We start from the raw sequence: 24,830 nt of genomic DNA on the forward strand, positions 1-24,830 counted from the left end.
AGCCCGCGGTGTCTGCCTATTCACTGCGCTCGATAAAGATCTCGACCCGCCGGTTCTTGGCGCGCCCTTCAGGTGTCGTATTGCTGGCGATCGGCGCATCGGCTCCCTTACCCTCGATGTCGACGCGTGAACCATCGGTCATGCCGGGTTTGAGTGCGGCGGCCACCGCCTTGGCTCGCTCGACCGATAACTCGAAGTTCGACGGGAAGCGCACCGTGCGGATCGGTGAACTGTCGGTATGGCCGACGACCCGGATGCGTCCCGGCTCCTTGTCGAGCGTTGCTGCGACGCGAAGCGCGACCGGCTTGAAGCCGTCGAGGATGGTCGCCTGACCCGAGGCGAACAACGCGAGGTCGCAAACCCTGATCACGATGAAGCTCGCAGTCTGGTCCGCCGTCATGGCGCAGGCGGTGTTCTCCTTCGCCAAGGCGTTTCGGATGCGCTGCAACTGGGTGATGCGGTCTGGCGGCGGCGGAGGTGGTGGCGGTGGCGGTGGCGGTGGTGCAATGACCCGGCGCTTGAGTTCGATTGGACCGTCCGGATGGAGCGCGAGCGCGACCTCGGCAGCATTCTCCGCCCGGCCGGCCAAAAGCGTCCGTAGCACGAAATAGGACCCGGTCAGCAGCGCCGCAACTACAGCCGCGACCAGCCAGACCGGAACACGCAAACGCTGCCGGCGGCTCGCCAGCGCCTGCCCGCGCCAATTGGGCGACAGGTCACTCATCGTTTTGGGCCGGACCCGGCGCAGCAATTCGTAAAGGTTACGCTGGACCAGCTGCAGGTTCGCAAGCCCGCCAGCCGATGTACGGTGAATGCCCTGGAAGCCGAGCGCCAGGCAGGCGTGCTGAAGTTCGAGCACCGGATAGTTGATCAACGGATCAACTTTCAAATGGTCGAGAATCTCGAAGAAGCGGACTCCACCGACCCGCTCGCCGAAGAATCGGCTCAGCATCGAATACTGTGTCCAGACGTGCCGCTCCTCGGTCGGGATGTGCTGCACGATATCGTCGGCCGTCGCACACAGGATGTATTTCGCGGTATTGGCCTGATACTCGGAAATGCCCGCTGAACGGATGTCCTTTTCGAAGAACTTGATGGCATCTGCGACCTGCTCCATCAGGCTGGCGAATGACGCACGCATGAGCGCCACCCGCAGGCGGCCAAGCAGTTGGAGCAACGGGCCCGCAGCGCGCATCACCGGATTGGCATTTGGCGCGACCAGATCGTCAACGCGCAGCGGCGGTCCCGGCGGCAATAGAGGCTGCGGCGTCTGGTTTTGCGCCGGCGTCGAGATCCATTCCTCGGTCGGATGGCTGACCGGCGGGGCGGCGTAATTCGAGCCCTGCGGGACGGGAGAAAACGACGGCGGTGCTGGCGTGTCGCGCGACGGCACGGGCGAAGGCGAATAAGCCGGACGTGCCGCAGGCAACTCGCCCGCCGGAGGCTGAGGGGTCGGGGCCGACGGCAACTTCCCGCCCGGGTTGGGACGAATGATCGTCCGTTCGCCCCGACCGAAAGGATTGACCGGCTTGTCCCTGTCGCTCATGGCCTGTCTTCCAGGATGGCCCAAAGGTACAGCTCGAGCTCCGGCCAGTCGCCGGAAAAGTGCATCCCGATCGAGGCCGCCGTGCTGAACTCAGGCCATAGCGGCGACTTGCGGTCGAGATAGAAATAGACGTGATCGGTGATGGCACGGATGTGCGGTGGCGGCGTCGGCAAATGCACCAGGGTCAGACCCGGCAGGTTTGCGTGCACGATCTCGTTCATCTTCGTGTTCGGCCCGACCTTGAACAGGTGCGGGAAATCGTTCTGGATCTCCACGAGCGGTCGCCGCGCGGCAACCTCCAGCACCAGGGTCGCGGTTCGGAACAGCGCCCGATCCCGGATCGGCGATACGAAGGCGTTCTGAGCGCGTTCGATGATCTCCAGACGGATCGCCCGCCGGCCGAGCCGCGCGCTCAGGAAATCCTGGATGTCGCTCACCAGGGGCGTGAACACGTTTTCGAGATCGTCGTGATCGTACGTCGGATAGTTGCGCGCGCGGCGCTCGGCCGTCGCAAATGTCGCAAGTTCACCCGCGAACCTCAGCAGTTCCTCGTACAGCCGCTCAGGATGCACGCTGCCGGAACGCTGGAAATGGGTCAGGACGGGAATGGTGCGGTTCAGCACCTGCAACACCAGATAGTCGACGCTTTGCAAGCCGCCTCCAGACGACGGATCGACCGCGTAACGCGCAAGCTCGTCGAGCTTGGTCTCGACCCAGCCGATGACCCGGTTGAGCCAACCCTCGATGATCGGGTGCGCGGCGCAGACCAGCATCGGCGGCACGAATTTGTCATCGAACAGGATGTTCTTGTCGCGCACCTCCAGAATGCGCGCGATGCCGAGGCCCATATATCCCGGCTTGCTGGTCTTGCGCAGCTCGAACGACAGCCGTGGATAGGCGATGTCGATCTCCTCCTCGATGCGCAGCGCCGAGGTCGAGTCGATGAAGGTCTCCGACGTACGAACATAGCGACTGGCGCTATCGGTCCGGTCCTCGTCGACCTCGCGGGTATTTGGCGCCGCCACCGGCATCATCAGCCAGACGATCTGGCCCGCAGCCGTTTCCGGCACCTCGATCGCTTCCGGCATCGGGCTATCCGCGGGAATATCGAACGGCGTGCCGTCCGGCATGACGCCGGACGCATTGCGCACCGCGAACTTGCTCTGTTCGGTAAGATCCTTGTCGATCTCCAGCTGGGCGAAGCCCCAAGGGTACGGCGTGGTATAGCGAACGCGCTTTTCCAGCAAATGCTCAATGTAGCGGTCGTTCTGCTGCAAATGATGCGGTCGCAGAAACAGACCTTCCGACCAAAAAACCTTGCTGTACCAAGACATTCCTGCATCCACTCAACAAATTGCAGCGACCGCACGGCCGCCAGTCGGTCACTTTGAATCAGCTTTATTCGCACGGTCGTAATAGTCGGCGAAATGCAACATAAAGATCTCGATCGGCGCGCCGCCGTCACGGCCGAGACGCGCCTTCCAACGCGCCAGGAATTCGTCCCAGAGCTTGCTCTTGTTCGTTCCGAACCAGGAGTTTGCGCCGCGCTGAAGCTCCAGTTCGCGCGCCATCAGCGTGGGGTCGATATCGGCGATCAGCTCATGGACAGCGTGTTGCATCGCCATATACGTCCTCAATTGATGTGATTTGAGGTCGCCGAAGGCCTGCGCCAAAGCGCGTTGCGCATCGAGGTAACTTCGCGTCTGCGGTCCGAACAGAATGCGCAAGGCCTCTTCCGAGCTCGGCGAGAACTTCAACGGATTGTTCTCGATGGCTTGAATCGTGGTCTGACTGGTGCTGCGTGTCAGCTGCTTGGCCTGGGTTCGCGCCTGCAGCAGCGCCATCAGATTGTCCACAGTCATGCGCAAGATGATGCCAAGCTGTTCGGCGAGTTCAGCATCGCTCTGGTGAGCAAAGAAATTGTCGGGCAATCCGGCAGCGCGCGCCACCATCCGCGTGAACTCCACGCCGCCGGCTGCCATGGCCCTGACGGGTTCATCCTCTGGCGCCTGCGGCGGGTGGGACGCCTCCGCATGCTGCCGCGATTGCGCCGGCTGGGCAACGGCGGGTTCGTCATCCGTCCACACGGACGGCCGGCGCGGGGTCGGCACCGCCGGCGGTCGCTCGACCTGCGGTCTCGGGGCGGCAACCGGACCGGCCGCCCAGCTCATGTCATCCTGCGTAGAGGGCTGATAGGAAGGCATCGGTGACGAACGTCGGACGGGATCCACACCCGGTGCCGGGACGCTGGCCGCCCAATCGAGAAACTCCGGATTCACGGGCCGCGCAGCCTCGCGCGGCTTCTTCAATTGCTGCGGGTCGATCGGCGGAGGTACGTCCCGACCTGCGGTCCAGAGCTCACCGTAGTCGGCGTGTTGCTGGGCGAGAGATCCTTGGTGTTGCGCCTCATGGTTTGGTGCGCGCCCGCCGGCGTCATCCTCGAGCGAAACGGCGATGATGTAATGGCCGATCGTGAGCCGGTCTCCGTCGCGCAGGCGGTGCGGCCCTCGCATGCGCTGGTCGGCGCCGTTGAGAAAAGTGCCGTTCGTCGAGACGTCGTGCAGCCAATAGCCGCCGTCGCGAAAGTGCACCTCGCAATGCTTGCCGGAAATCGTCCGCGCCGGATCCGGCAGCGTCCAGTCGAGGTGACGGTCCCGGCCAATATCGACCGAACGCCTGCCGGAGACCGTAAATGATACAGGTCCGCCATCCGGAAGATTCGGTTCATTCTCGATATTGAAGCGAAGCACCATCACGTCGTCTCGCTAGCGTGGAGGGCGCGGTTCGCCGCGTGCCAATTGAATACCATCCTTCAGGCACGTCGTCATTATTCGGTCCCGGGAGTCACGGGAAAGCCGGCAAAGGCCGATGAGCACGGCAGCCCGCACAGCCCGCGCGGCTTGATCGGGCTTGGCTTCAACCGGTGCAAATTCCGCGGGAACCACGCTTCCCCCAGACCAGCCGGCCGCCAGCGCGAGCCATGTTGCAGGCTGCTCGGGGTCGTTGGCATTGCCGACGGCCAGGGCCTTATTCCGGGATTGCTCATCCGATTGGTGGACCCAGGTCTCGGCGAAATTCAGCGACCTGCTGTCGTCGGCGTCGAAATGGTCGAACATCCGTCGCAGCGAGCGGCACCCCCACGCGACGGCCACACGACGGGGGAGCAGGTAGGCGCAGAAGGATACGGCCTGGTGCCAGTTTCCCGCGTCGGCGGCCTCCTGAAGGAAATCCAGCGATGGCTTGTCGGCCTCGGCCTTGCCAATATCATAGCGCGCCATGGGATAGGCTTGAAGCAGATCCTGAACCGTACCGAACCGAGCCTGACCCATAACCATCAGCCGACAAGGGTTGGAGTGCCGTGGGCGACCAACGGACCGCCGGCTGATAGCGCCATGGCTGCCTGCGCCGTCATCGCGATCGTCGGCGCGTTAATGATGATGCCGCCCGGGGTCAGGATAATTTGGCTGGGACCCACCTGCAGGGTTATGGTCGCATTGGCCGTCAGCGTGATGCTGAGGCCTGCATTGACGGATTGATCCATGGCCAGCGTGACGTGCTGACCGCCCAATTCGATATCGAGTTTGTCATTGCCATTCTTGAGCGTCGTCTTGCGGGTGTCGCCGCCAAATGCCGCTTCGCCGATGGTCCTTGTCTCGGTGTCGCGGACCGTCACATCGTGGTCCTTCTCGGCATGCACCGTGATCTTCTCGGATCCTTTCTTGTCCTCGAAACTCCACTCGTTGAAGCCGCCGCCTCCTTTGGTGGAGTCCGATTTCAAGCCGCCAATCGTTTTTTTCGACGGCAGGTCGTAAGGCAACTTGTATTCGTCATTGTACACGGTGCCAATCACCAAGGGTCGGTCGGGATCCCCTTCCAGGAACTCGACAACGACCTCCTGTCCGACACGCGGAATGATCTGACCGCCCCAGCGCTTGCCGGACCAGACCTGGGCCACGCGCAATCGGCACGACCGCTTCTTCTTGCGATCCCAGAAAAAGCGGACATAGATTTCGCCGAGCGACTCGACGTCGATTTCCTCGCTCGAATTGTCGTCCTTGGTCACCACTTTGGCGGTCTGGATGCCGTTGATCCTTGGTTTGGGCGTCATCATCAGCGCTCGAAACGGCCGATCGCTCGGCAGAAACTCGTAGCTGCCGAAATAGACGTGCTGCCCGGCGTCGCTCGGACCGCCGGTGCGATAGGATTCGATCGAGAACGAATGCGTGGAGCGCACCACGAGATACTCGATGTTTTGCGAATCCTTTGAGTGCTTTTCGAGCTTGGTCAACCCTCCCGGGAACAGGTTAACGGCGTCGCCGTTGCCACGCCGCCGACGATCCATCGCCTGCTCGGCCTGCAGCTGAATCTTCGCGTAGCGCTCACCGTCCGATTTCTCCTTGAACTTACCAGGAAAGTCGTAAAATTCCATCTCCGATCGGGTGTAATGTTCGGTGCCTTTGGCGTCGCTGATCATCTTCGCGTTGGGCTTCTGATAATTGTAGTCGTTGAGCTCGATCTTGCCGGTACGAAACCGGCGCTCCGAAACCCACTCGCAGATATGCTGCTCGCCGCGACGATCGGCTCCAGTCAGCGGGATGTAGGGGATCGTGGCGAGGCCGCTGATCGGGCTGTGCGAGGATTTGGAGTCCGCCAGCACGAGCGTGTGCTTACCCCCCTCATGCTTGAAGAAGTAGTAGATGCCATGCTGCTCCATCAGGCGGCAGACGAAGTTCAGGTCAGTTTCGCGATATTGAACGCAGTATTCGAGCTTCGGACAGGAGCCCTCTTCGGTCAGCTTGGATTCATAATCGGTGAAGCCGCGTTCATTGAAGACCTCCTTGATGATGTCAGGCGCCTTCTTGTCCTGAAAGATCCGGCAATCGGTGGTGCGCGACAACAGCCATAACCAGGGTCTCAGCACGATCCGGTAGCTGAAATAGTCGTTCTTCACCCCGAGCCACTGAGCCTCCGTCAGAATGCCACTGAACTCGCGCTCCTTTTCATGCAGCTTTATCGTCAACGTGCACTGCTGACCGATCGCGCGATCGAAGTCGAGATCGGCATCTTCGCTGAGACACTCGATACGATATTCGAACAATTCGCTGAGACCTTCCGAGCCCTCGAATCCGGCAAAAACCAGAACGTCCTTGCCGAGAGGCGTCTTGAGTTCGCAGAGACGGGTATCCTGACTAAGCTGGCCCATGTGGCGCCTAAACTCCCTCCTCCGATCGAATGACCCGCCGCGGAGAGCTGATCAAACGCTATATGGTAGCCACTGAATCCTGCGCGCCACTTGCTGCGTTGGCAAGCCCGCCCCGGCGCAAGCCTTCACGCGTCCACCCGAATGGCCCAAAGAGCCACCCCCGCTATCAAGTAGTCGACTACAAGAGCTTGCCGGTTCACGCAAAAATGGCATGATCTCGGGAATGAACCGGGATCAGAAGGTGTCTCACTTACAAGAGACGATCGGATCATAATCCGCTGCATGATCCGCAAGTCGTCATTGGCAGGCAGCGGGACGCGATCGGGTGGTTGGATGGGTTCGTATGCTTGATGTCGCTTTACTGACGCAGCCCATTTCCGCTGACGATCCCTGCGGGCCGGATCTCGACGCCATAGGGGACGTCGAGTATCTCAACTTCTTCGCAGGTGCGGAATCTCTGCTCCCGATGTCGTTCTTTGACGTCGTCAACGCCAATGGAGAGCGTGGACGCTTCGATCCGAAGGCGGTCGATTTTGCCCGACAGTTTGCCGCCGCGGAATCCCTTCTTGCGCGTACCCACGATCTGCGCCTGAACATGCTGCTGGCCAAATTTTCCATTCTCAATCGCGATCTCGACGGTTTCCTCTGCTACCTGAAGGCAACCAACTTGCTGCTGAACGAGCAGTGGGAAGCAGTGCATCCAAGAAGCGAAGACGGCGACTACGCGCTTCGCGCCGTTACGGTTGAATCGCTCGACGTCTTCCCGACGGTCATCAACCCGCTGCAGTTCCTTCCCCTCATCGAGAACCGCAGATACGGCACCCTGACCTACCGTGCCTATCAAATTGCAATGGGCGAAATTCCCGCGGGCGCTGGCGACGCCGACGGGACCGATGTTGCAACCATCGAGCGCATCGTCAGCGAGACCGATCTCGATACTCTCAAGGCAACCAGCGCGCGATGCTCCGCAGTCGCTGCCGAAATCTCGGGCATCAAGCAGGCTTGGCACGAAAAGTTGAACGGGGGTCCTTCCATCAGCCTGGACAGAGTGTCCGGCCTGGCGAACGGCATGGCCGCTTGGCTTGCAGGTCTGGTCGCGTTGCGCGATCCGGCGGCGGTGGTTGCGGCAAGCGCGGAGAGCACCGAAGCCGTGGAGACAGAGGCGCAGCCGGCCACATCCGGGGAGTTAGCTTCTTCCGCCCAAGCCTCCGCGGCGCTTGCAGCAGTGACCGACTACTTTGCCCGAATGGAACCATCCAACCCGGCGCTGCTCCTGGTGCGTCAGGCACAGGAGATGATCGGCAAATCGTTTATCGAGGTCATGCGGATGCTCGTGCCATCGCACGTGGAGAGCGCCGCGATCAACATCGGGCGCGACAAGGTCTTCGACTTGCCGATCGAACGGATGGCGGAACTTGCTGCCCCACCCTCCGCGGGCACCGCCAGCAACGATCAAGACGTTGTATTTTCAGCGGAAAACCGAGCGCAGGCATTAAGCCTGATGGCAAAAGTCGCGTCGTTCTTCCGAAGCGCCGAGCCATCCAGCCCCGTACCTCTTTTGCTCGATCGCGCGCGAGAGCTCGCGCAACGTGATTTTATCAGCCTTTTGAATGATGTTTTACCCGAAGGAACGCTTAAAACAATCGACAGGTCACATTGAACCGAGCTTTCGCTTGAGGGCACTAACTGGACACGAGGCTGTTTGCCGACCGCAACTCAAAGCGCCAGTCGATTCCGTGTCGGCGTCTTAAGCGATTTCGTAGTGAGGACACCATGGCTACAGACAGCGGTCAAAAATTCATTCGCCGAAACCGCGCTCCGCGCGTGCATATCACATACGAAGATCCCTACGACGCAGAGCGCCTGATAGAACTGCCGTTCGTCATGGGCGTCCTTTCGGACCTCTCCGGCAACAACCCGGGCGTCGAGAAGACGAAGGTCGAGGAACGCAAATTCCTCGAGTTCGACATGGACAATTTTGACAACCGCATGGCTGCAATCCAGCCCGGTGTGACGGCACGCGTCGCCAATCGCCTCACCGACGGGTCGGACGAAAAGCTCGCCGTCAACCTGCGCTTCAACAAGATGTCCGACTTCACACCAGTGGCAGTCGCCCGTCAGGTGCCGGCTACTGCCAAGCTGCTCGAGGCGCGCGAACAGCTTGCCAACCTGCTGCGCTACATGGATGGCAAGGTAGCCGCCGAGGACCAGTTGAAGAAGCTTCTCACCGATCCTCAACTGATGGCCGCGCTACGGGACCGAGCGAGCCAACCGAGCGAACCTGGCACTGAGAGCTAAGGGAAGGATGGGGACCATGGCAAAAGAAGCTGTTCAAAAAGGTACCAGCACCCAGGTCGGCACCGTCGAGGCCGACGAATTTTCCGCTTTGTTGAAGCAAAGCTTCAAGCCGCGCACTGAACGCGCAGCGACCGAAGTCGAAAATGCGGTATCCACGCTCGTGCAGGAAGCACTGAAAGACACGAGCGTCATCAAGTCCGACGTAATCGACACCATCGAGGAAATGATCTCGCGGATCGACCAGAAGCTGACCGCGCAGATGAACGAGATCCTCCATGCGCCCGAGTTCCAGGCGATCGAAAGTGCCTGGCGCGGCCTCCACTACCTCGTCTTCAATTCCGAGACCGACGCCAACCTCAAGATCCGGGTGATGAACGTCTCGAAGAACGAGCTGTATCGGAACCTTCGGCTTTACCCCGATGCACGCTGGGACCAAAGCCCGCTGTTCAAGCAAATCTATGAGTACGAATTCGGCCAGCTGGGCGGCGAGCCGTTCGGCTGCCTGATCGGCGACTACTATTTCAGCCACCTGCCCACTGACGTGCAGTTGCTGCGCGATCTCAGCAAGATCGCAGGCGCCGCTCACGCTCCCTTCTTCAGCGGCGCCGAGCCGACACTGATGGGAATGGATTCATGGACCGAGCTGTCCAACCCACGCGACATCGGCAAGGTGTTCGACACGCCGGAATATGCCGCCTGGAAGGGGCTGCGCGATCAGGATGACTCGCGTTATCTCGGTCTGTGCATGCCGCGCGCCCTGGGTCGCCTTCCCTACGGGGCGAAATCGGAGCCCGTGGAAGAGTTCGCGTTCGAGGAGGAGACGGACGGACACACTGGCGACAAATATGGCTGGATCAACGCCGCTTATGCGATGGCCGTCAACATCAATCGCGCCTTTAAGGAGTTCGGCTGGTGCACGCGCATCCGCGGCGTGCAGTCCGGCGGAGAAGTTATCAACCTGCCGACGCACACGTTCCCCACCGATGACGGGGGCGTTGACCTGAAGTGCCCGACCGAGATCGCCATCAGCGATCGCCGCGAGCACGAACTTGCAAAAGCGGGCCTCATCCCGCTGATCCATCGCAAGAACACCGACAAAGCCGCCTTCATCGGTGCCCAGTCGCTCTACAAGCCGAAGAAATATTTTGGCGAGAAGGGCGTGGATGCAACCGCGTCCGACAACCTGTCGTCACGACTGCCCTATATGTTCGCTGTGTCTCGCTTTGCGCACTATCTGAAGTGCATGGTTCGCGACAAGATCGGATCCATGAAGGAGAAGGATGAGCTGACGGTCTGGCTGCAGACCTGGATCAACGAGTACGTTGATGCCAACCCAGCCCTGTCGTCAGAAGCTCAGAAGGCGCGCAAGCCGCTGGCCGCTGCGAAGGTAGAGGTCATAGCAAACGAGGAGAACCCGGGATACTACAACGCGCGCTTCTTTCTTCGTCCACACTTTCAACTGGAGGCGATGGACGTCGGCCTCAGTCTGGTTTCGCGCCTGCCGGGCCCCAGCTCATGACGCCGCAGCATCGCAACCGTAAACATGCAGAATTTTGAAAGGACTATGCTATGGCTGTCGACATCTTCCTGAAACTCGATCCGATTAAAGGCGAGTCGCTGGACGACAAGCACAAGGACGAAATCGATATCTTGAGCTGGTCGTTCGGCGAGAGTCAGACCGGCACATTCCACAGCGGCTCGGGCGGCGGCGCCGGCAAGGTCAGCATTCAGGATCTCCACTTCACGCACTTCGTCGACAAAGCCACGCCGGAACTCTTCAAAGTCTGCGCCAATGGCAAGCACATCGACACCGCGATCCTCACTGTCCGCAAGGCCGGAGAAAATCCGCTGGAATATCTCAAGATCGAGATGAAACACGTCATGGTCAGCAGCGTATCGACGGGCGGATCGCACGGCGAGGACCGTCTCACCGAAAACGTCAGCCTGAACTTCGCGAAGGTCAAGATGACCTACAGGACCCAAACGGAGAAAGGCGCTGGCGGAACTTCGCCGACGTTCGGCTGGGACGTGCCGGCCAACAAGGAATGGGCCTGATTTTCGGCCTCTGCTTGGCGCCGGTTGCGAACAGCGCGAACCGGCGCCAGCGTTGCAATTTTGATCCGTAGCTTCTGGCCGGCCCATCGTAAGTCGACGCCTGCTGAAGCGACCTCGGAGATCGGCTAGCGCCCTGTCGAATTGCGTTTGGGCCAGGCGCCGTTTGAGTCAGGCGTCATGGGGACCGTAAATGACCATTGCACCAAAGAGGGATCGGCTCTCTCCTCCATTGATGCTGGCGTTTCGCTCGGCCCATGAAGCGCGCGATGCGCGCAAGAAGCTCAATTTGCGCGATGAGTTCGGTGAACGGGTCATTGCCGGGCGGCGCAGCGCGGGTCGCTTTCCGATCTCAGAAACCCTGCTGCGGCGCGAGGTCTCGCATGACCTCGAAACGCTCCTCAATACCATCGCTCTAGAATCGACCCTGGACCTGAACGGCCGGGATTGCGTGCGAACGTCGATCCTGAACTACGGCTTCCCCGATATCGCCCACAGATCGATCGACGAGGTCACCGACGATGAACTCACCGACGCGCTGCGCGCAACGCTGACGACTTATGAACCGAGGCTTGATCGCAAGTCGATCCGGGTCCGCCGCGACGGCTCGGTCGGCCCCGAACAACTCAAGCTGCGCTTCATCGTTCACGCAGACCTGAAGACCGAGCCGCTCAACGTCCCCGTGGAATTCGTCGCCGACGTCGATCTCGACAGCGGCGACATTCAGATCAACCGGCTGTAGCATGAATCGCGAATTCCTGGATTTCTATAACCGCGAACTGTCGCTGCTCTACGAGCAGGCCGGCGATTTCGCCGAAGAATATCCTGGCATCGCGGAGCGCCTGGGCGGCCTGGTTCGGGATCGGTCGGATCCGATGATCACCGGGTTACTCGAAGGCGCAGCGTTTCTCGCCGCCCGTGTTCAGCTCAAACTCAAGCATGAATTTCCGGAATTCACGGCCAACCTGCTCGAGCAGCTGGTTCCAAACTACCTCGCCCCTACCCCATCGGCCATGCTGGTCACGGCACGACCATCCTATGCCGACCCGGCGCTGCGCGATGGCAAGAAGATCGCTCGCGGCGCCTATTTCGACGCCACCTATCGCGAAAGAGAGCGAAGTCTTTCCTGCCGATTTCGACTCTGCCGCGATATTGCGCTCTGGCCGTTCGACGTCACGGGCGCCGAGTATTTCTCGACTGCAGGCGCGCTGCAAGCGCTTGGGATTTCGGTCGGCAGCGACGTCATCGCCGGACTGAGACTGTCACTGACGCATCGCACTGCGGCTCGGCTCGATGAGGAACCGCCGGGCGCAGAGAACCGGACCAAGCCGGAAACCTGGTTTGCAGGCTGCCGCGTCAGCGAACTCCCGATCTATCTGTCCGGCGCGGAATCCGATGCCATCGCGCTTTACGAGCAGTTGATCTCGAATTGCCGGGGCGTCTACTTCCGCCATCTCGACAACTTCGGCGACCCGGTGGTGACCCGTGCCCCCGATGACTGCGTGCAGCAGATCGGCTTCGACGAGAACGAGCTGCTCTTTCCCAGCGACAATCGGGTGTTTCGCGGTTCGGAACTGCTGCGCGAATATTTCATGTTCCCGCGTAAGTTCCTCGGCATCAACCTGACGGGACTGCGCAGCGTGATGCCACGGCTGCGCAGCAAATCGATCGACATCGTCTTTGCCTTCGATGAACATAATTCCCGTCTGGCCGCCGCGGTGCGTCCTGATATCTTCAGGCTCTATACGGCGCCAGCGATAAACCTGTTCGAGAAGACGAGCGATCGCATCGTCGTCAAGTCGAATACGCACGAGTACCATGTGGTGCCGGATCGCAGCCGCTATCTGGAATACGAGCCCCACCAAGTGCTCGAAGTCTACGCCCACTTTTCGGCAGAAAAGGACAAGCGGCCGGTGCGTCCGCTGTATTCGGCGGCTGTCGACCGGACCAGCGGATCGGTCGAAGGGCTTTATTTCACGGTGCGCCGGTTGCCTCGGCGCCGCACCGTGGAAGAGAAGACGTACGGCGCATCCTCCGACTACACGGGGACGGACATGTTCCTGTCACTGCTCGAGCCCGGTCAATTGAGTGGCGAAGGCTCGGTTGCCGAACTCAGCGTCCGGGCATTGTGTTCCAATCGCCATTTGACCGAGCATTTGCCGGTCGGCCAGGGCGGCGCCGATTTCCGCCTGCTGGATGATACCTCCCTCGATCTCATATGCGTCGCGGGTCCCACCCCACCGCGCGAGCCGGTGGTTGCCCAGTTGCGCAGCCGCAGCGAGATCGCCAATAGCGGGATTGTCAGCTGGCGGCTCATCAACATGCTGAGCCTGAACTATCTTGGCCTCGTCGAGCGCGGCGGCGGCAAGAATGCCGGAGCGCTGCGCGAAATGCTGTCCTTGTTCGCCGACCAGTTCGACGACGCCACAGAACGCAAGATCCGCGGCGTGCGCAGCATTGAAAGCCGGCCGGTGGTACGGCGAGTGCGTGAGCGCGCGGGCAGCGGCGCGGCACGTGGTCTGGAGATCACCGTCATTCTCGACGAGAAAGCATTTGAAGGCAGCGGGGTGTTTTTGCTCGGCGCTGTGCTGGAGCGTTTCTTCGCCGATTATTCGGGCTTCAATACGTTCACGCAGACGGTGATCTCGACGCCGGAACGCGGTGAGATCATGCGGTGGCCGCCGCGCATGGGCACACGGAGGCCGCTGTGACGCTGATCGAAGAGATGAAGGCCGAGCCTTGGCGGTTCGATTTCTTCAATACGTTGCGCCAGCTCGAGCGGGCCAATCCGGATCGGCCGCGGATCGGTGACAGTGCCACACGGCGAGAAGAATACGTCGACCTCGGCCAAGTGCCCTATTTGGAGTTCCCCGCCTCCAACCTCGCGGCGGTCGATGACCAGTCCGGCCGGCTCCGGATACTCGTCAAGTTTCTCGGCCTCCTGGGACCACAGGGCGCACTGCCGCTTGCGACCACCGACGAAAGCCTTGGTTGGTGGCTCATGCGGGACGACGCATTCCCGCGTTTCCTCGACCTCCTCAACGGACGCTTCCTGCAACTCTTCTTTCGCGCCTGGGCCGACGCGCGACCGATCGCGCAGCATGACAGGCCGGCAGAGGATCGCTTCATCGCCTATGTCGGCTCCTTTGCTGGTCTCGGCTCCGACGTTTTCGTCGATCGGGACACCGTACCGGACATGGCGAAGCTCAGCTTCGCCGGTCTGATCGCTCCCAGGGCCAAGTGCGCGTCACGGCTGACGCGATTTCTGCAGGGGTTGTTCGACGTCAAGGTCGAGATCGACGAATTTGTCGGAACTTGGCTCTCCTTCGATCCGAGTCACTGCAGCCGTCTCGGCGGGACGCATGCGAGGCTCGGCCGGGACGCCCTTCTGGGCTCACGCGTCTTCAGCGTTGAGGACAAGATCAGGGTTCGAGTCTTCGTCAAGAACTTTACTCAGTACGAGCAGTTCCTGCCGACCGAAACACCCAATCTGTCGGAGCCACTGGCAGACGCCGCGTTCTTCTACATTGGCGATGAACTCGAATGGGAGGTGGAACTCGCCATTCCCTCGGGAGAGGTTGTCCCGGTCAGGCTTGGGCAGAGCGGTCGGCTTGGTTGGACCACCTGGGTGTCGCCGAACTGGAGCTCGACGGAAGAATTTCGCCGCGATGCCCGCTTTCAGCTCGGTGAGCGCCTGAGGGCCCGTCGCGGCGCCGCGGTCGATGCGGCTGCGATTTGAACCTATCCACCGCACCGACCGCCACAACACTAGGGATTTGAAGCATTTTCCGCATGGTGCCGGGCACCGCGGAGGAATTGAGCAGGAGGGCCGCCGTGACAGACATCAGCCTGGAAGCTGTAACGGGGAAACTGAACCGGGCCGGCTATGATGCCTTCATACAGGCTTTGCGCCATGCCAAGAGCGCCGGTAACCGCAATGTGGAGCTCGCGCATTGGCTGTTTCATATCCTGCAGCAGGAGCGCACGGATCTGAGCCTGTCCCTGGATCACTACAAGCTCGACCGCCCGCGCTTGTTGTCGGACCTTGCGGGAGTCATCAATGGATTTCGCAAGAACGAGACCGACATGCCAGGTGTCGCCAATTCGGTCATCGATCTCCTCGATCGGAGTTGGCACTATGCGACGCTCTTCTTCGGCGAAACTCAGATCCGCACCGGCCATCTGCTTGTGGCAGGCCTGAAGTCGAACGATGTCCGTCGTGCCCTGAACAATCTCTCGCAGGAATTCGCGAAGGTCAACGTCGATGCACTGGCCGCCGAGCGCCGCGCGATCTGGTCCGGCTCCGATGAGGAGACCATGCGGCCGATGGACGGCTCGGGACTGGTCGGCGCCGGTACGGAGGGTGCGGACCAAACAGGTCCCAAAGGAACGACGCCGCTCGCCCGGTTTGCCCAGGATCTCACCGCCAAGGCCAGATCAGGCCAGATGGATCCGATCCTCGGCCGGGACGACGAAATCCGCCAATTGATCGACGTGCTGATGCGCCGGCGGCAGAATAACCCGATCCTCACCGGCGAGGCCGGCGTCGGCAAGACCGCCGTGGTCGAGGGCTTCGCGCAGCGCATCGCCGCTGGCGATGTACCACCACCGCTACGCAATGTAACTCTCTGCGCGCTCGACATCGGCCTGATGCAGGCCGGCGCTTCGATGAAGGGCGAGTTCGAACAGCGTCTGCGCTCGGTGATCGATGAGGTCCAAAACTCACCCACTCCCATCATCCTCTTCATCGACGAAGCCCACACGCTGATCGGAGCCGGAGGCGCGGCCGGCACGGGAGACGCGGCCAACCTCCTGAAACCTCCCCTCGCTCGTGGCACGCTCCGTACGATCGCCGCCACCACATGGGCGGAGTATCGCCAGTATATCGAGAAGGACCCCGCTCTCACACGACGCTTCCAGCCGATCCAGATCGATGAACCCGACGTCGAGACCTGTTGCATCATGCTGCGCGGACTTCTTGGTCCGATGCAAAAGCACCATGGTGTTCGCATCTCCGATGCCGCGATCGTTGCAGCCGTCAACCTCTCGCACCGCTACATTCCTTCAAGACAGCTCCCGGACAAGGCAGTCAGCCTACTCGACACCGCATCGGCACGTGTGGCCATCAGCCAGAGCGCGACGCCGGCTCTGATCGAGGACACGCGTGTTTCGATTACCGCTCGCGAGGCTGAACGGTCCGCGCTGGTCAACGACGCTGACCTCGGTATCACGAAGAGCGAGCGCATTGCCGCGATCGACAACGATATCGCAGCTCTGAAGGACAAGCTGGCGCACCACGAGGCCGATTGGGCCGCCGAGCAGGTGCTGGTCAAGGACATCCGCAGCATTCGCGAGATCCTGTCGGAGGCCAAGGAAGGCGAGGACCCAGCTTCCAGACGCGCGGAGCTGCGCGGTAAGTTCGAGACGCTAGAGGGCATCAATCCGGAAAAGCGGATGGTCTATGCCCATGTGGATCAGCAATCGGTCGCGTCCGTCGTATCCGACTGGACCGGCATCCCGGTCGGCCGGATGATGCGGGACGAGATCGAAACTGTCCTGAAGCTGCCGGAGATTCTCAACCGCCGTGTGGTCGGCCAGTCCCATGGGCTGACGATGATCGCCAAGCGAATCGAAACCAGCCGAGCCAAACTGGACAACCCGTCGAAACCAATCGGAGTGTTCATGCTGGCCGGACCGTCCGGGGTGGGCAAGACGGAAACCGCCTTGGCGCTTGCCGAGACCCTCTACGGCGGCGAGCAGAACATGATCACGATCAACATGTCGGAGTTTCAAGAAGCGCACACCGTTTCGACCTTGAAGGGCGCACCTCCCGGCTATGTCGGCTATGGCGAGGGCGGCCGCCTGACTGAGGCGGTGCGGCGCAAGCCCTACAGTGTCATCCTGCTCGACGAGGTGGAAAAAGCCCATCCCGACGTTCATGAGATATTCTTCCAGGTGTTCGACAAGGGGACCATGGAGGACGGCAACGGCCGGCGGATCGACTTCAAGAACACCTTGATCATTTTGACGACCAATGTCGGCACCGATCTGATCATGGGCCTCTCGCGTGACCCCAAGTATCGCAACGAGCCGGAAGAGCTCGCCAAGATGCTGAGACCGGAATTGTTGAAGGTGTTTCCCGCAGCACTCCTCGGACGCATCGTCTCGATCCCATACTTCCCGCTGTCGGACGAGATGCTCGCAGGGATCACTCGATTGCAGCTCGACCGGATCGGACGGCGGCTCCGCGACAATCATAACGCGGCCTTCAGCTACGACGATGTCGTCGTCGAGCACATTGTCGCACGCTGCAACGATCCGGATTCCGGCGGGCGCATGATCGACAACATCATCACCAACACCTTGCTCCCGGAGCTGTCGCGCCAATTCCTCAGCAAGTCGCTCGCCAAGGAAGAGGTCAAGCAAGCGCGAGTCTCGATCGAAAACGACAAGTTCGTATATTTGTGGAATTGAGGACGATGAACATTCAAACCGAACATCGCCCCGCGAGCACCGGTCGCACACCATATGACGAGGTCTTCTACCCCGGCCACGTCTACGGCCTCACTCATCCGAACCATCTCGCAACCATCGCTGCGGTTTATGGCATGCAACCCGCTCGGGTGGAACGCTGCCGGGTGCTGGAGCTCGGCTGCGGCGTTGGCGGCAATCTGTTGCCGATGGCCTTTCAATATCCGGCCAGCGAATTCCTCGGTGTCGACCTGAGCGGCGTAACGATCGAGCGCGGTCAGCGAAATATCGCAGCCTTGGGCTTGAGCAACATCGAACTCCTGCACCGCGACATCATGGATGTCGACGCAAATTTCGGAGAGTTCGACTACATAATTACCCACGGCGTGTTTTCATGGGTGCCGCCGGCAGTGCGCGAGAAGATGATGATGATATTCAAGCAGAACCTCGCGCCGCAAGGGGTCTGCTATGTCAGCTACAATGCGCACCCGTTCTCGCACATGCGGGACATGGCCCGCGACATGATGCGGTACCACACCCGCCGCCTCACCAGCATGAAAGAGAAGGTAGGACAGGCCCGCGCAATCCTGAAGTTCCTGAGTGAGGGCTCGAAGGTTACCTCGGTTCACGGTGCGGTCATGCGCGACCAGTACAACCGCGTCCTCAAGTCTCCCGACGAGCTGTTGTTTCACGACGATCTCGACGACGGCGCCGAGGCATTCCTGCTGCACGAAGTTGTCGAGCGCGCAGGCTCCTGTGGCTTGCAATATCTGAGTGACGCCGATTTCTCGCGACGCAACCTGGCAGGCTATTCCGAGGAGGTGCGCGCGACGTTGCAACGCTTCCCGGACAGCGAGTTCATGGCGCGCGACCAGTATCAGGATTTCATCGACGGGAACGGCTTTCGCCGTACCCTGCTCTGCCACGACGACGTCTCGCTCTCCCGGCAGATCGACCTCGAATTCATCACCCGCTTTCATTTGCTGAGCACGACGAGCCCGATTGATCTGGACGCCTGCGTGACCGACGATTCAGCGATGGAATTCGAGAATCAGGACGGTAGCACGATTAAGGTGACCAATCCGCTCCTGAAGGCCGCGCACCTGTGTCTCGGCCGCACCTGGCCTCGCGCACTGTCCTTTGACGAATTGCTCGCTGGCGCCCGGGCACTGCTTGGTGGCCGAATGGCAGATGATGACAGAAGGGCGCTGACTGAGGCGATGTTCATCCTGGCTTGCAGCGGCGAGGTCTCCTTCCTGCTGTCGCGGCCGTTCCTTTTGCAGGGCGCGTCGGACCGTCCGCAGGCGAGTCTTCTCGCCCGCAAGCAAGCGCAGACAGGTCCCCTGGTCACCAACCTTCTCCATCAGACGGTGCAGCTCGAGGATGACCGAACCCGGGACTTTGTGCAATTGCTCGACGGTACCCGGACCATCGACCAGATCACGACCGAAATGACCAAAAGATTCGGCGAGACCATCCGGATGGATCAGAGGGATAGCGCCGGACACCCCGCGGAGCCGTTGCTGCTGTCAACACGAGAAAGCGTTCAGCGTTCGCTTGCGATGGTCGGCAAGCTGGGTTTGCTGGGCGCCTGAGGGTCCAGCGGGTTGGCCTGCCCGAGAAAGAGGTCACGGCATGGAGGCGAGAGCTCCTGCTCTCTAACGGAAAAACAGCTTAGGTCGATCAGCCGTCGTGAGTGTATTGCTGGCCAAGAAGCCATCCAGTGACAATGCCGGCCGGACCGCTGGTGTAGACACCATTAAGGCCAACGCCGGCGCGCAGCACTCGCCATTCACTTTCGCCGACCCACGGAATTCCAGGATCACCCTTCTGATATTGCGACAGCAGCGTTCGGGCGACCTCTGCGGCATTTGCATAGATCGGCCCGTTGGCCCAGCGAGGTCGGGGCAGGCCCGTCATGCGGCAATAGAGGGCCGTGCAGACGTAAGCGGACGCCTCTTCCGCATTGGCGTCGAGACCGGTGCGCAAGAGATCGTAAGCCGCATGCAGGGCTTCATGGACGATATAAGCCCCATCCATCCGCCCCGTCGCAGATACGGCCTCAAGAGTATTCGCGGCAACCGCAGTACCGTCGGCTCGCGTTCGCGCGACGTCGTTATATTGCGCAGCAACACCGGTCGCGAGATCGGTCGGAACCCGGACGGTGACTTGTCCCAACCGGATGGCGCGAGCGACATGATGGAACGTTTGCGGTGCTATCGTCACGTGACTGCCGCGGATCGGAAACCGGAAGCGAATGCGTGCGACCGCTGGGCCATTGAGCACGTCGAGCACCTTGCTCCGCAGTGACATTGGATTGTCCTCGCTGTCGAGACCACCCCATGTAACGTGGTCGGCGCTGCCGGTTGGGAGGTTCAAACAGTCTATGCGTCAGCGTGACGGGAACTCGGTCACTGGAGGTGACTTAGGCTGCCGGCAGCACAATTGAGCGAACTAAATTTTGAACCCGCCCCGCTTGGGGCAGACCAATCTGAGATTAGTCTTGCCCGCGGAGGGCGGCCCTGCGATGACCAGCAACCCGACGACGACCGACACTTTCCGCAAGATCGCGGCGCGGCTGACCATGTTTCGCCCGCAGATCGATCTGACGCAATACTTCGCCGGTCGCAACCCGGATGTCCGCCTTTATGACGAAAAGCCCTACATCAGGCATCAGCTCGAGCAGTACGGCGTGGCGGCCGCAACGAATACACTCGATGGCGTCACCTTCCTGCCAACGAACTGGTACGACCTGATCAAGAAGCTACGCATCGCCAAGACACCCGACGGATTCGACGCTTTCGCCGAGGGGCGCAGCCCGGAGAAATCATCGCATTGGGCCCTCGATCTGTCGATGGCTGCGACGATCGGCAAGGGTTTTCGAGAGATCTGGCGTCCGAAGCTGTCCGACAGGCCACTCTCAACGCGGGACCTCCGCGGCCGGCACGGCTTCGGGCTTGGACGCGACCGCGGACAGTGGAGCGACGCCTACAGCTCGCAATTCGGTAAGGACCCGCAACCGCAAGACATTACCTCGCTGCATTTCGCAGTGGCGCCCGATCGGGTCAACGTCCACATCGACGAAACTGGCTTCGTATTCGAGGGCGCAGACGGCGCCCTCACGGTCGGGCCGAACTTCGCGCACCACGCCGGCAACGAATTATTCTGGAAGAGCAACCCACATCTGCCGCGTTGGGCAGCCGAACATATCGACCTCATCCTGCCGAACAGTGCGAATGACTTTTCGCGCTTGGGCATTTCGGCCGACATCTACCGGCGCAAGGACTTGCGCGTCACGGTCACCGGCTCCTGCGGAATTTTCGGCGGATTCGAGTGCTCGGGAACGGTGAGCATCAGTGGGACGCACAATTTGCTCGGTTCGAAGCCGAAAGGCGCCCGCTAAAGCGGATCGGGCGCCTACAAGACTCTCACGCCGAGGATCCGCGATTGCCGCATTAAAGGCGGCCCGCCGACGATCCCAGTGAAAGCGCCAGCAAGATCTCAACACCGAGCATGGGCTTGTAACGTGGCATAGTTGCATCATCTGTACGACGGTAATGGATCCAGACGTCGAGGCTTCGACTCGGGAAAAAACCGATGCGCGGTCGTGTCGCGAACGCCCATCAGAAACATGTCCGCCCAACCATAAATCTCGTCAATTTCCTTGCCGGTATCTACGGCACCCTTCACGCGCGCTTCGGGCCTTGGAGACCCGTCGATCATCCGGTTTGCCTGGTCGAGCGAACCCTTGTTTGTTTCGGCGAAGACAACGTTAAGTTCTTTCAACCGATTGACGATCGGCGATTCGATCCAGTTATGATGACCGAATCCTTCCCGCCAATCCTCTTCCAGGTTTTCTAGCTGCTCGAGATCGCTCAGACCGGCCTTTGCCAGCTCCTCAACGCGTCGTTTGTAGCGCGGGGATTTGCTCATAGCCGCCATCGCGCGATCAAAGACCTCATGGATGTAGTCGGCCCAGAGCGCCCTCTCGTAATGGTCGGCCAGAAAATGGCGTGCAATCTTCACCGGGGTCTTGCCGAAGAATTCCCACTCGGCGGCCCATCGCATTCGGATCGTGTCGATGTGCTGGCGGACCGCCGTTCTCGCTTGTTCGACATTGCCCTTTTCGCGCGCCAACCAGGCTGCGCCGAACTCGGTCCCTTGGTTCATCCACATTTGAACGTCCCTCAGTTGGGACAGAACAACCTCGGCTGATTCGTCAACGAGCCTGCTGAAGTCTGCGTCCATATTTGCCGCAACAGACGGTTGATCCATGGGATAGGAGCCCCTGCGATCCGGGGCTGGAAATTTTTTGCCGATTTCTTTGCCAACGTCCTTGACAAGGTTGCCAAATATTGCGGCCTGCATCTTTGAAAATCGGTCGAGGGTCTGAGGTTCATTCATCTGCATCACGGAAGCCAAGTCCCACTTGTATTTCCGGACGGTGAAGCTTGGAACGAACTTATATTGAACCCAAGCACCGAGGAATGTCATCGCTCCGCTCGTCACAAGAGAAAAGATGAAAGCGAAACGGGCCGCGTCTGCCTTGTACTGCTCTTCAACCTCTGTGAATGTCTTCGCGCGCATGGCTACGGCGGTCGCGTAAGCGGCCGTGACATCCTTGAATGCGTTCTTCCACACCTTGATCTGCGCCTCGTAGTCTTTGTACACGCCATCAAGCAGCTTCCAGCCGTAATCGCCGAGATCACGTTCGTATACGACCTTGGGATCTCTCTCCCTGTCTGATCTGGGTCGGCCGGAAGGCGAGTCCTCGCGCTGCGCACGAGGCGTCGTTCCAGGCGGCAGGAACGGCTTGATCAGATCGATGGGCAGCGGCGCCATATCTCCCCTCCTCAGTTTCTAGCGCGCAAGTGGCATTCAGACTAAGACCATGAACGCCGACGGCCTCGCACCTCGGTAAGTGCTGGGCTTTCGCACCTGGCAATTCGTTATTGGTCACAGCGAAAGGCGGTCGGGTTCGGTAACGCCGCTTTTTTTGAACACACTTGTTGGTTCCACTCCGTCGAGGAACCGGTGCTTTCGTGAACGGAAGAGCGAGTCAACGATAGAGATGCTTTGCTCAACTAACGGAGATTCTGCCAGCCTGCGTGCAAGTGTGATCGGCCGCACAAATCGTTCAACCCGGTACTCCCCCTGCTTGTTGTCGGAAGGTGGCTAGATCGTTCCGCCGCAAACGAAGATTTCGACGACCACCGCCCGATTGGCGGCCCTGTTGATCACTGTCGTGTTGTCTTGCAGGTACTCGTAGTGTGGAGCTGGCTTAACGGAGAAGACGCGCGAGCGGGCGCTGGGGCCAAACAAGTGAAAGACATTCCTCGCCCGGCCCGTGCGCAGGAAAATGTTGTTCCGTTCATTGCCGGTGCTGTCGCTGTATCCGATAATCTGAAACTGCAGTGACTTGTCAGTCTCGAAACGCATGAGCTGCGCTGCCAGCAGTGGATCGCGCTTGGCGATGGTCTTGAGATGCCGCCAGTCGACGCCGAAATCCCAAATGATGAGATATTGGCAGGCACCCACCGGCGGGACCAGACTAACGTCCGCACCGATGTGGCCGACCTCAGTGCGGAACGTCGCAACTTCATTGGCCTGGTAGGGAAAGACGTCGGCGCTGCGAACCTTGGCAAGTGGCGCGCACTGTCGTTCCGGGGGGCATCTTTTCCACGGGACCGGGCGGCGTGTATTGAGGCAGAGGTTGCGGCGCGCGTCCCATCGCAATTTCTCCTGTTGCTGGCCTGGCCCGTTCAAAGCTGAGGACTGAGGGAGCGTCGGCTCCCACCACGGCTTGACTAGTAGTGACGCGAGCGGTCGGCAGGTTCAAATGCGAGTTGCGGGCGCCACGGAATCACAACGGCTTTGGTCACCCATACGAAACACGTCACGTAGCTTGACCCTTCTAGCGCGATTTGTACTTGGTGAGATGGTAGACGCCAAGTGGAACGAGAGGGCTCCAGAGCGTTTTGAAACGTCCGTCCGAACTCACTTATCTGATTGGACGGGGACAAGCAGCCCTCCGCGGGACTTCGGTCCAAGCTCTGAGCAGCACGCAAAACGTGGAGCTTGCGCATGGACACCGAAAATCGCCCGACTCCTCGACGTACTTAGCCATCCTCTCGCGAGAAGACGCCGTCGCACGTCGAGATGCGCCCCCGAGAGGTGGCCGCATCGTCGACGTCTTTGAAGCGCTTGCCGCCGTCGGCATCGAAGGGCACCTCGTGATCTACGACGGGCGTTTTTGGGACGCCGGCCACGTCGCGAATTGATCTCGATCGAAAGTTAGCGGATTGAGGGAAGTGCCCCAGGGGCGGCACGCCGCTCAAGTCCATGTTGGCGAGGGCAACCTTTGATTTCGAGCAGCCTCATAAGGTCCTGCGATCATCGAAGATCGCATTCCGTACCAGCTCGCAGCCCATGCTTCGAGCGCAGCGCCTGAGACCAACATCACGCGCCCGTGGCGGCCAGCCTTCGAGAAGCGCTACGGTGGCCGTCAAGCTTCGGCTCGGCGGGGTCATCTGATTGCTCACCTCGCGCGCCTGAGTGAGGCATCCTGGCTCCAGCACGGTTCGCAGGTCATCTCGAAGGGTCTCCACCGTCGTTACCGAGAACCGACGTGAGGTACCTACCCCCAGGGGTTTGATCTGTGGCCCCCATATCGGTTGGTCGGCGCCGATTCAGAGGATAAGAGTTGGGAATCCGGAGCGCACGCTGGAGGCAGTAGTGCCGGAGCCGCCGTGGTGAACGATGGCGCGGCAGCGCGGTAGCATCCTAGCGTGATTGACCGAGGGCACGATCATGAGGTCTCGTGTCGGGGCCGTGCCTCCAAGGGTCAGCACGCCAGAACAGATCAGCGCACGCGCGCCGACTTCCCGGCACGCATTTGCGATCATCTCAACGGTCTCGGCCGGCCTGTCGACTGGCATGCTGCCGAACCCGAAGTAAAATTGGCCGACGGCCGGCGCCGATCCAGGAAACCACGGAATCATCGAAGTCAGTGGCGGATTCCAAGGTCATCGTGCCGACCAACGGCCTCCCCCAGCTCCATTCCGCCTCAAGCCCGGGAAAGAACACCTTGTCATAGGCTTGAATTTCCAAAGCCTTGGACTCGACGATGCCGCGGGCAAGCACGAGTTCTGGAGTGCGGAAGCCCTAGGGTTCAGACTCAATTGATCCAATATGCGACGATGGCGGCGAGGTGGACGGCGGCCAAGAAATTTCTGGCAAGTTTGTCGTAGCGAGTTGCGA

At 60.6% G+C, this 24,830-nt stretch carries 18 protein-coding genes and 1 pseudogene; 10 read left to right on the plus strand and 9 right to left on the minus strand.

The window, feature by feature from the left end; all coding sequences use genetic code 11:
* Window positions 1-16 precede the first annotated feature (16 nt).
* The 5 genes from tssL to GGD61_RS28085 are packed head-to-tail and all read right to left on the minus strand — an operon-like array spanning window position 17 to window position 6,749.
* Window positions 17-1,546, minus strand: a complete 1,530-nt coding sequence (gene tssL / locus GGD61_RS28065; RefSeq protein WP_183231644.1) for a type VI secretion system protein TssL, long form — start codon at window positions 1,544-1,546, stop codon at window positions 17-19.
* Window positions 1,543-2,880 (minus strand): type VI secretion system baseplate subunit TssK, encoded by a 1,338-nt coding sequence (gene tssK, locus GGD61_RS28070; RefSeq protein WP_183231646.1) that lies wholly within the window; start codon window positions 2,878-2,880, stop codon window positions 1,543-1,545. Before tssK ends, tssL begins: the two co-directional genes overlap by 4 nt.
* 48 nt (window positions 2,881-2,928) lie before the next feature.
* Complete coding sequence (gene tagH, locus GGD61_RS28075) at window positions 2,929-4,299, minus strand: type VI secretion system-associated FHA domain protein TagH (RefSeq protein WP_183231669.1); 1,371 nt, start codon at window positions 4,297-4,299, stop codon at window positions 2,929-2,931.
* 12 nt (window positions 4,300-4,311) lie between these two features.
* The gene (locus GGD61_RS28080) at window positions 4,312-4,824 is read right to left on the minus strand and encodes a DUF6931 family protein (RefSeq protein ID WP_244550696.1); all 513 of its coding nucleotides are present in this window, start codon (window positions 4,822-4,824) and stop codon (window positions 4,312-4,314) included.
* A 56-nt stretch (window positions 4,825-4,880) separates the two neighbouring features.
* Window positions 4,881-6,749 carry a type VI secretion system Vgr family protein gene (locus GGD61_RS28085; protein WP_183231647.1) on the minus strand — a complete coding sequence of 623 codons (1,869 nt, stop codon included), beginning with the start codon at window positions 6,747-6,749 and terminating at the stop codon, window positions 4,881-4,883.
* Window positions 6,750-7,092: 343 nt separating this feature from the next.
* On the opposite strand from GGD61_RS28085, the gene GGD61_RS28090 reads away from it, so the two are divergent.
* The 9 genes from GGD61_RS28090 to GGD61_RS28130 all read left to right on the plus strand — a co-directional run bounded on the left by GGD61_RS28090 (window position 7,093) and on the right by GGD61_RS28130 (window position 19,165).
* A complete protein-coding gene (locus tag GGD61_RS28090) occupies window positions 7,093-8,409 on the plus strand; it encodes an ImpA family type VI secretion system protein (RefSeq protein WP_183231649.1) in 1,317 nt (438 codons plus the stop codon).
* A 113-nt stretch (window positions 8,410-8,522) separates the two neighbouring features.
* Window positions 8,523-9,047: a type VI secretion system contractile sheath small subunit gene (tssB, locus tag GGD61_RS28095; RefSeq protein WP_092258838.1), complete on the plus strand. Its 525-nt coding sequence runs from the start codon at window positions 8,523-8,525 to the stop codon at window positions 9,045-9,047.
* 16 nt (window positions 9,048-9,063) lie between these two features.
* Window positions 9,064-10,566 (plus strand): type VI secretion system contractile sheath large subunit, encoded by a 1,503-nt coding sequence (gene tssC, locus GGD61_RS28100; RefSeq protein WP_177237211.1) that lies wholly within the window; start codon window positions 9,064-9,066, stop codon window positions 10,564-10,566.
* Window positions 10,567-10,616: 50 nt separating this feature from the next.
* Complete coding sequence (locus tag GGD61_RS28105; protein ID WP_092258832.1) at window positions 10,617-11,102, plus strand: type VI secretion system tube protein Hcp; 486 nt, start codon at window positions 10,617-10,619, stop codon at window positions 11,100-11,102.
* Window positions 11,103-11,334: 232 nt separating this feature from the next.
* Window positions 11,335-11,841 (plus strand): type VI secretion system baseplate subunit TssE, encoded by a 507-nt coding sequence (gene tssE / locus GGD61_RS28110; protein ID WP_246786068.1) that lies wholly within the window; start codon window positions 11,335-11,337, stop codon window positions 11,839-11,841.
* Between the two features lies 1 nt (window position 11,842).
* Window positions 11,843-13,810 carry a type VI secretion system baseplate subunit TssF gene (tssF, locus tag GGD61_RS28115; protein WP_183231651.1) on the plus strand — a complete coding sequence of 656 codons (1,968 nt, stop codon included), beginning with the start codon at window positions 11,843-11,845 and terminating at the stop codon, window positions 13,808-13,810.
* The gene (tssG, locus tag GGD61_RS28120; protein ID WP_183231652.1) at window positions 13,774-14,838 is read left to right on the plus strand and encodes a type VI secretion system baseplate subunit TssG; all 1,065 of its coding nucleotides are present in this window, start codon (window positions 13,774-13,776) and stop codon (window positions 14,836-14,838) included. Before tssF ends, tssG begins: the two co-directional genes overlap by 37 nt.
* Window positions 14,839-14,933: 95 nt before the next feature.
* On the plus strand, window positions 14,934-17,573 hold the full coding sequence (gene tssH, locus GGD61_RS28125) for a type VI secretion system ATPase TssH (RefSeq protein ID WP_092259302.1): 2,640 nt from the start codon (window positions 14,934-14,936) through the stop codon (window positions 17,571-17,573).
* 5 nt (window positions 17,574-17,578) lie between these two features.
* Entirely contained in the window at window positions 17,579-19,165 is a 1,587-nt protein-coding gene (locus GGD61_RS28130) for a methyltransferase regulatory domain-containing protein (RefSeq protein ID WP_183231653.1), read from the plus strand.
* Between the two features lie 88 nt (window positions 19,166-19,253).
* Here GGD61_RS28130 and GGD61_RS28135 read toward each other — a convergent pair whose 3' ends face one another.
* On the minus strand, window positions 19,254-19,883 hold the full coding sequence (locus GGD61_RS28135) for a hypothetical protein (RefSeq protein WP_183231654.1): 630 nt from the start codon (window positions 19,881-19,883) through the stop codon (window positions 19,254-19,256).
* A gap of 214 nt (window positions 19,884-20,097) precedes the next feature.
* Between GGD61_RS28135 and GGD61_RS28140 the strand changes: the two genes are divergently transcribed.
* Window positions 20,098-20,973 carry a hypothetical protein gene (locus GGD61_RS28140; RefSeq protein ID WP_183231655.1) on the plus strand — a complete coding sequence of 292 codons (876 nt, stop codon included), beginning with the start codon at window positions 20,098-20,100 and terminating at the stop codon, window positions 20,971-20,973.
* A gap of 137 nt (window positions 20,974-21,110) precedes the next feature.
* Here GGD61_RS28140 and GGD61_RS28145 read toward each other — a convergent pair whose 3' ends face one another.
* From GGD61_RS28145 to GGD61_RS28155, 3 genes and pseudogenes are all read right to left on the minus strand, one after another.
* Window positions 21,111-22,412 (minus strand): hypothetical protein, encoded by a 1,302-nt coding sequence (locus tag GGD61_RS28145; protein ID WP_183231656.1) that lies wholly within the window; start codon window positions 22,410-22,412, stop codon window positions 21,111-21,113.
* Between the two features lie 333 nt (window positions 22,413-22,745).
* On the minus strand, window positions 22,746-23,306 hold the full coding sequence (locus GGD61_RS28150) for a hypothetical protein (protein WP_246786069.1): 561 nt from the start codon (window positions 23,304-23,306) through the stop codon (window positions 22,746-22,748).
* A gap of 1,441 nt (window positions 23,307-24,747) precedes the next feature.
* Window positions 24,748-24,830 (minus strand): annotated as a pseudogene (locus tag GGD61_RS28155) (IS5/IS1182 family transposase); the annotation flags it as partial.

Source organism: Bradyrhizobium sp. SBR1B, assembly GCF_014198205.1.
Lineage (GTDB): Bacteria > Pseudomonadota > Alphaproteobacteria > Rhizobiales > Xanthobacteraceae > Bradyrhizobium.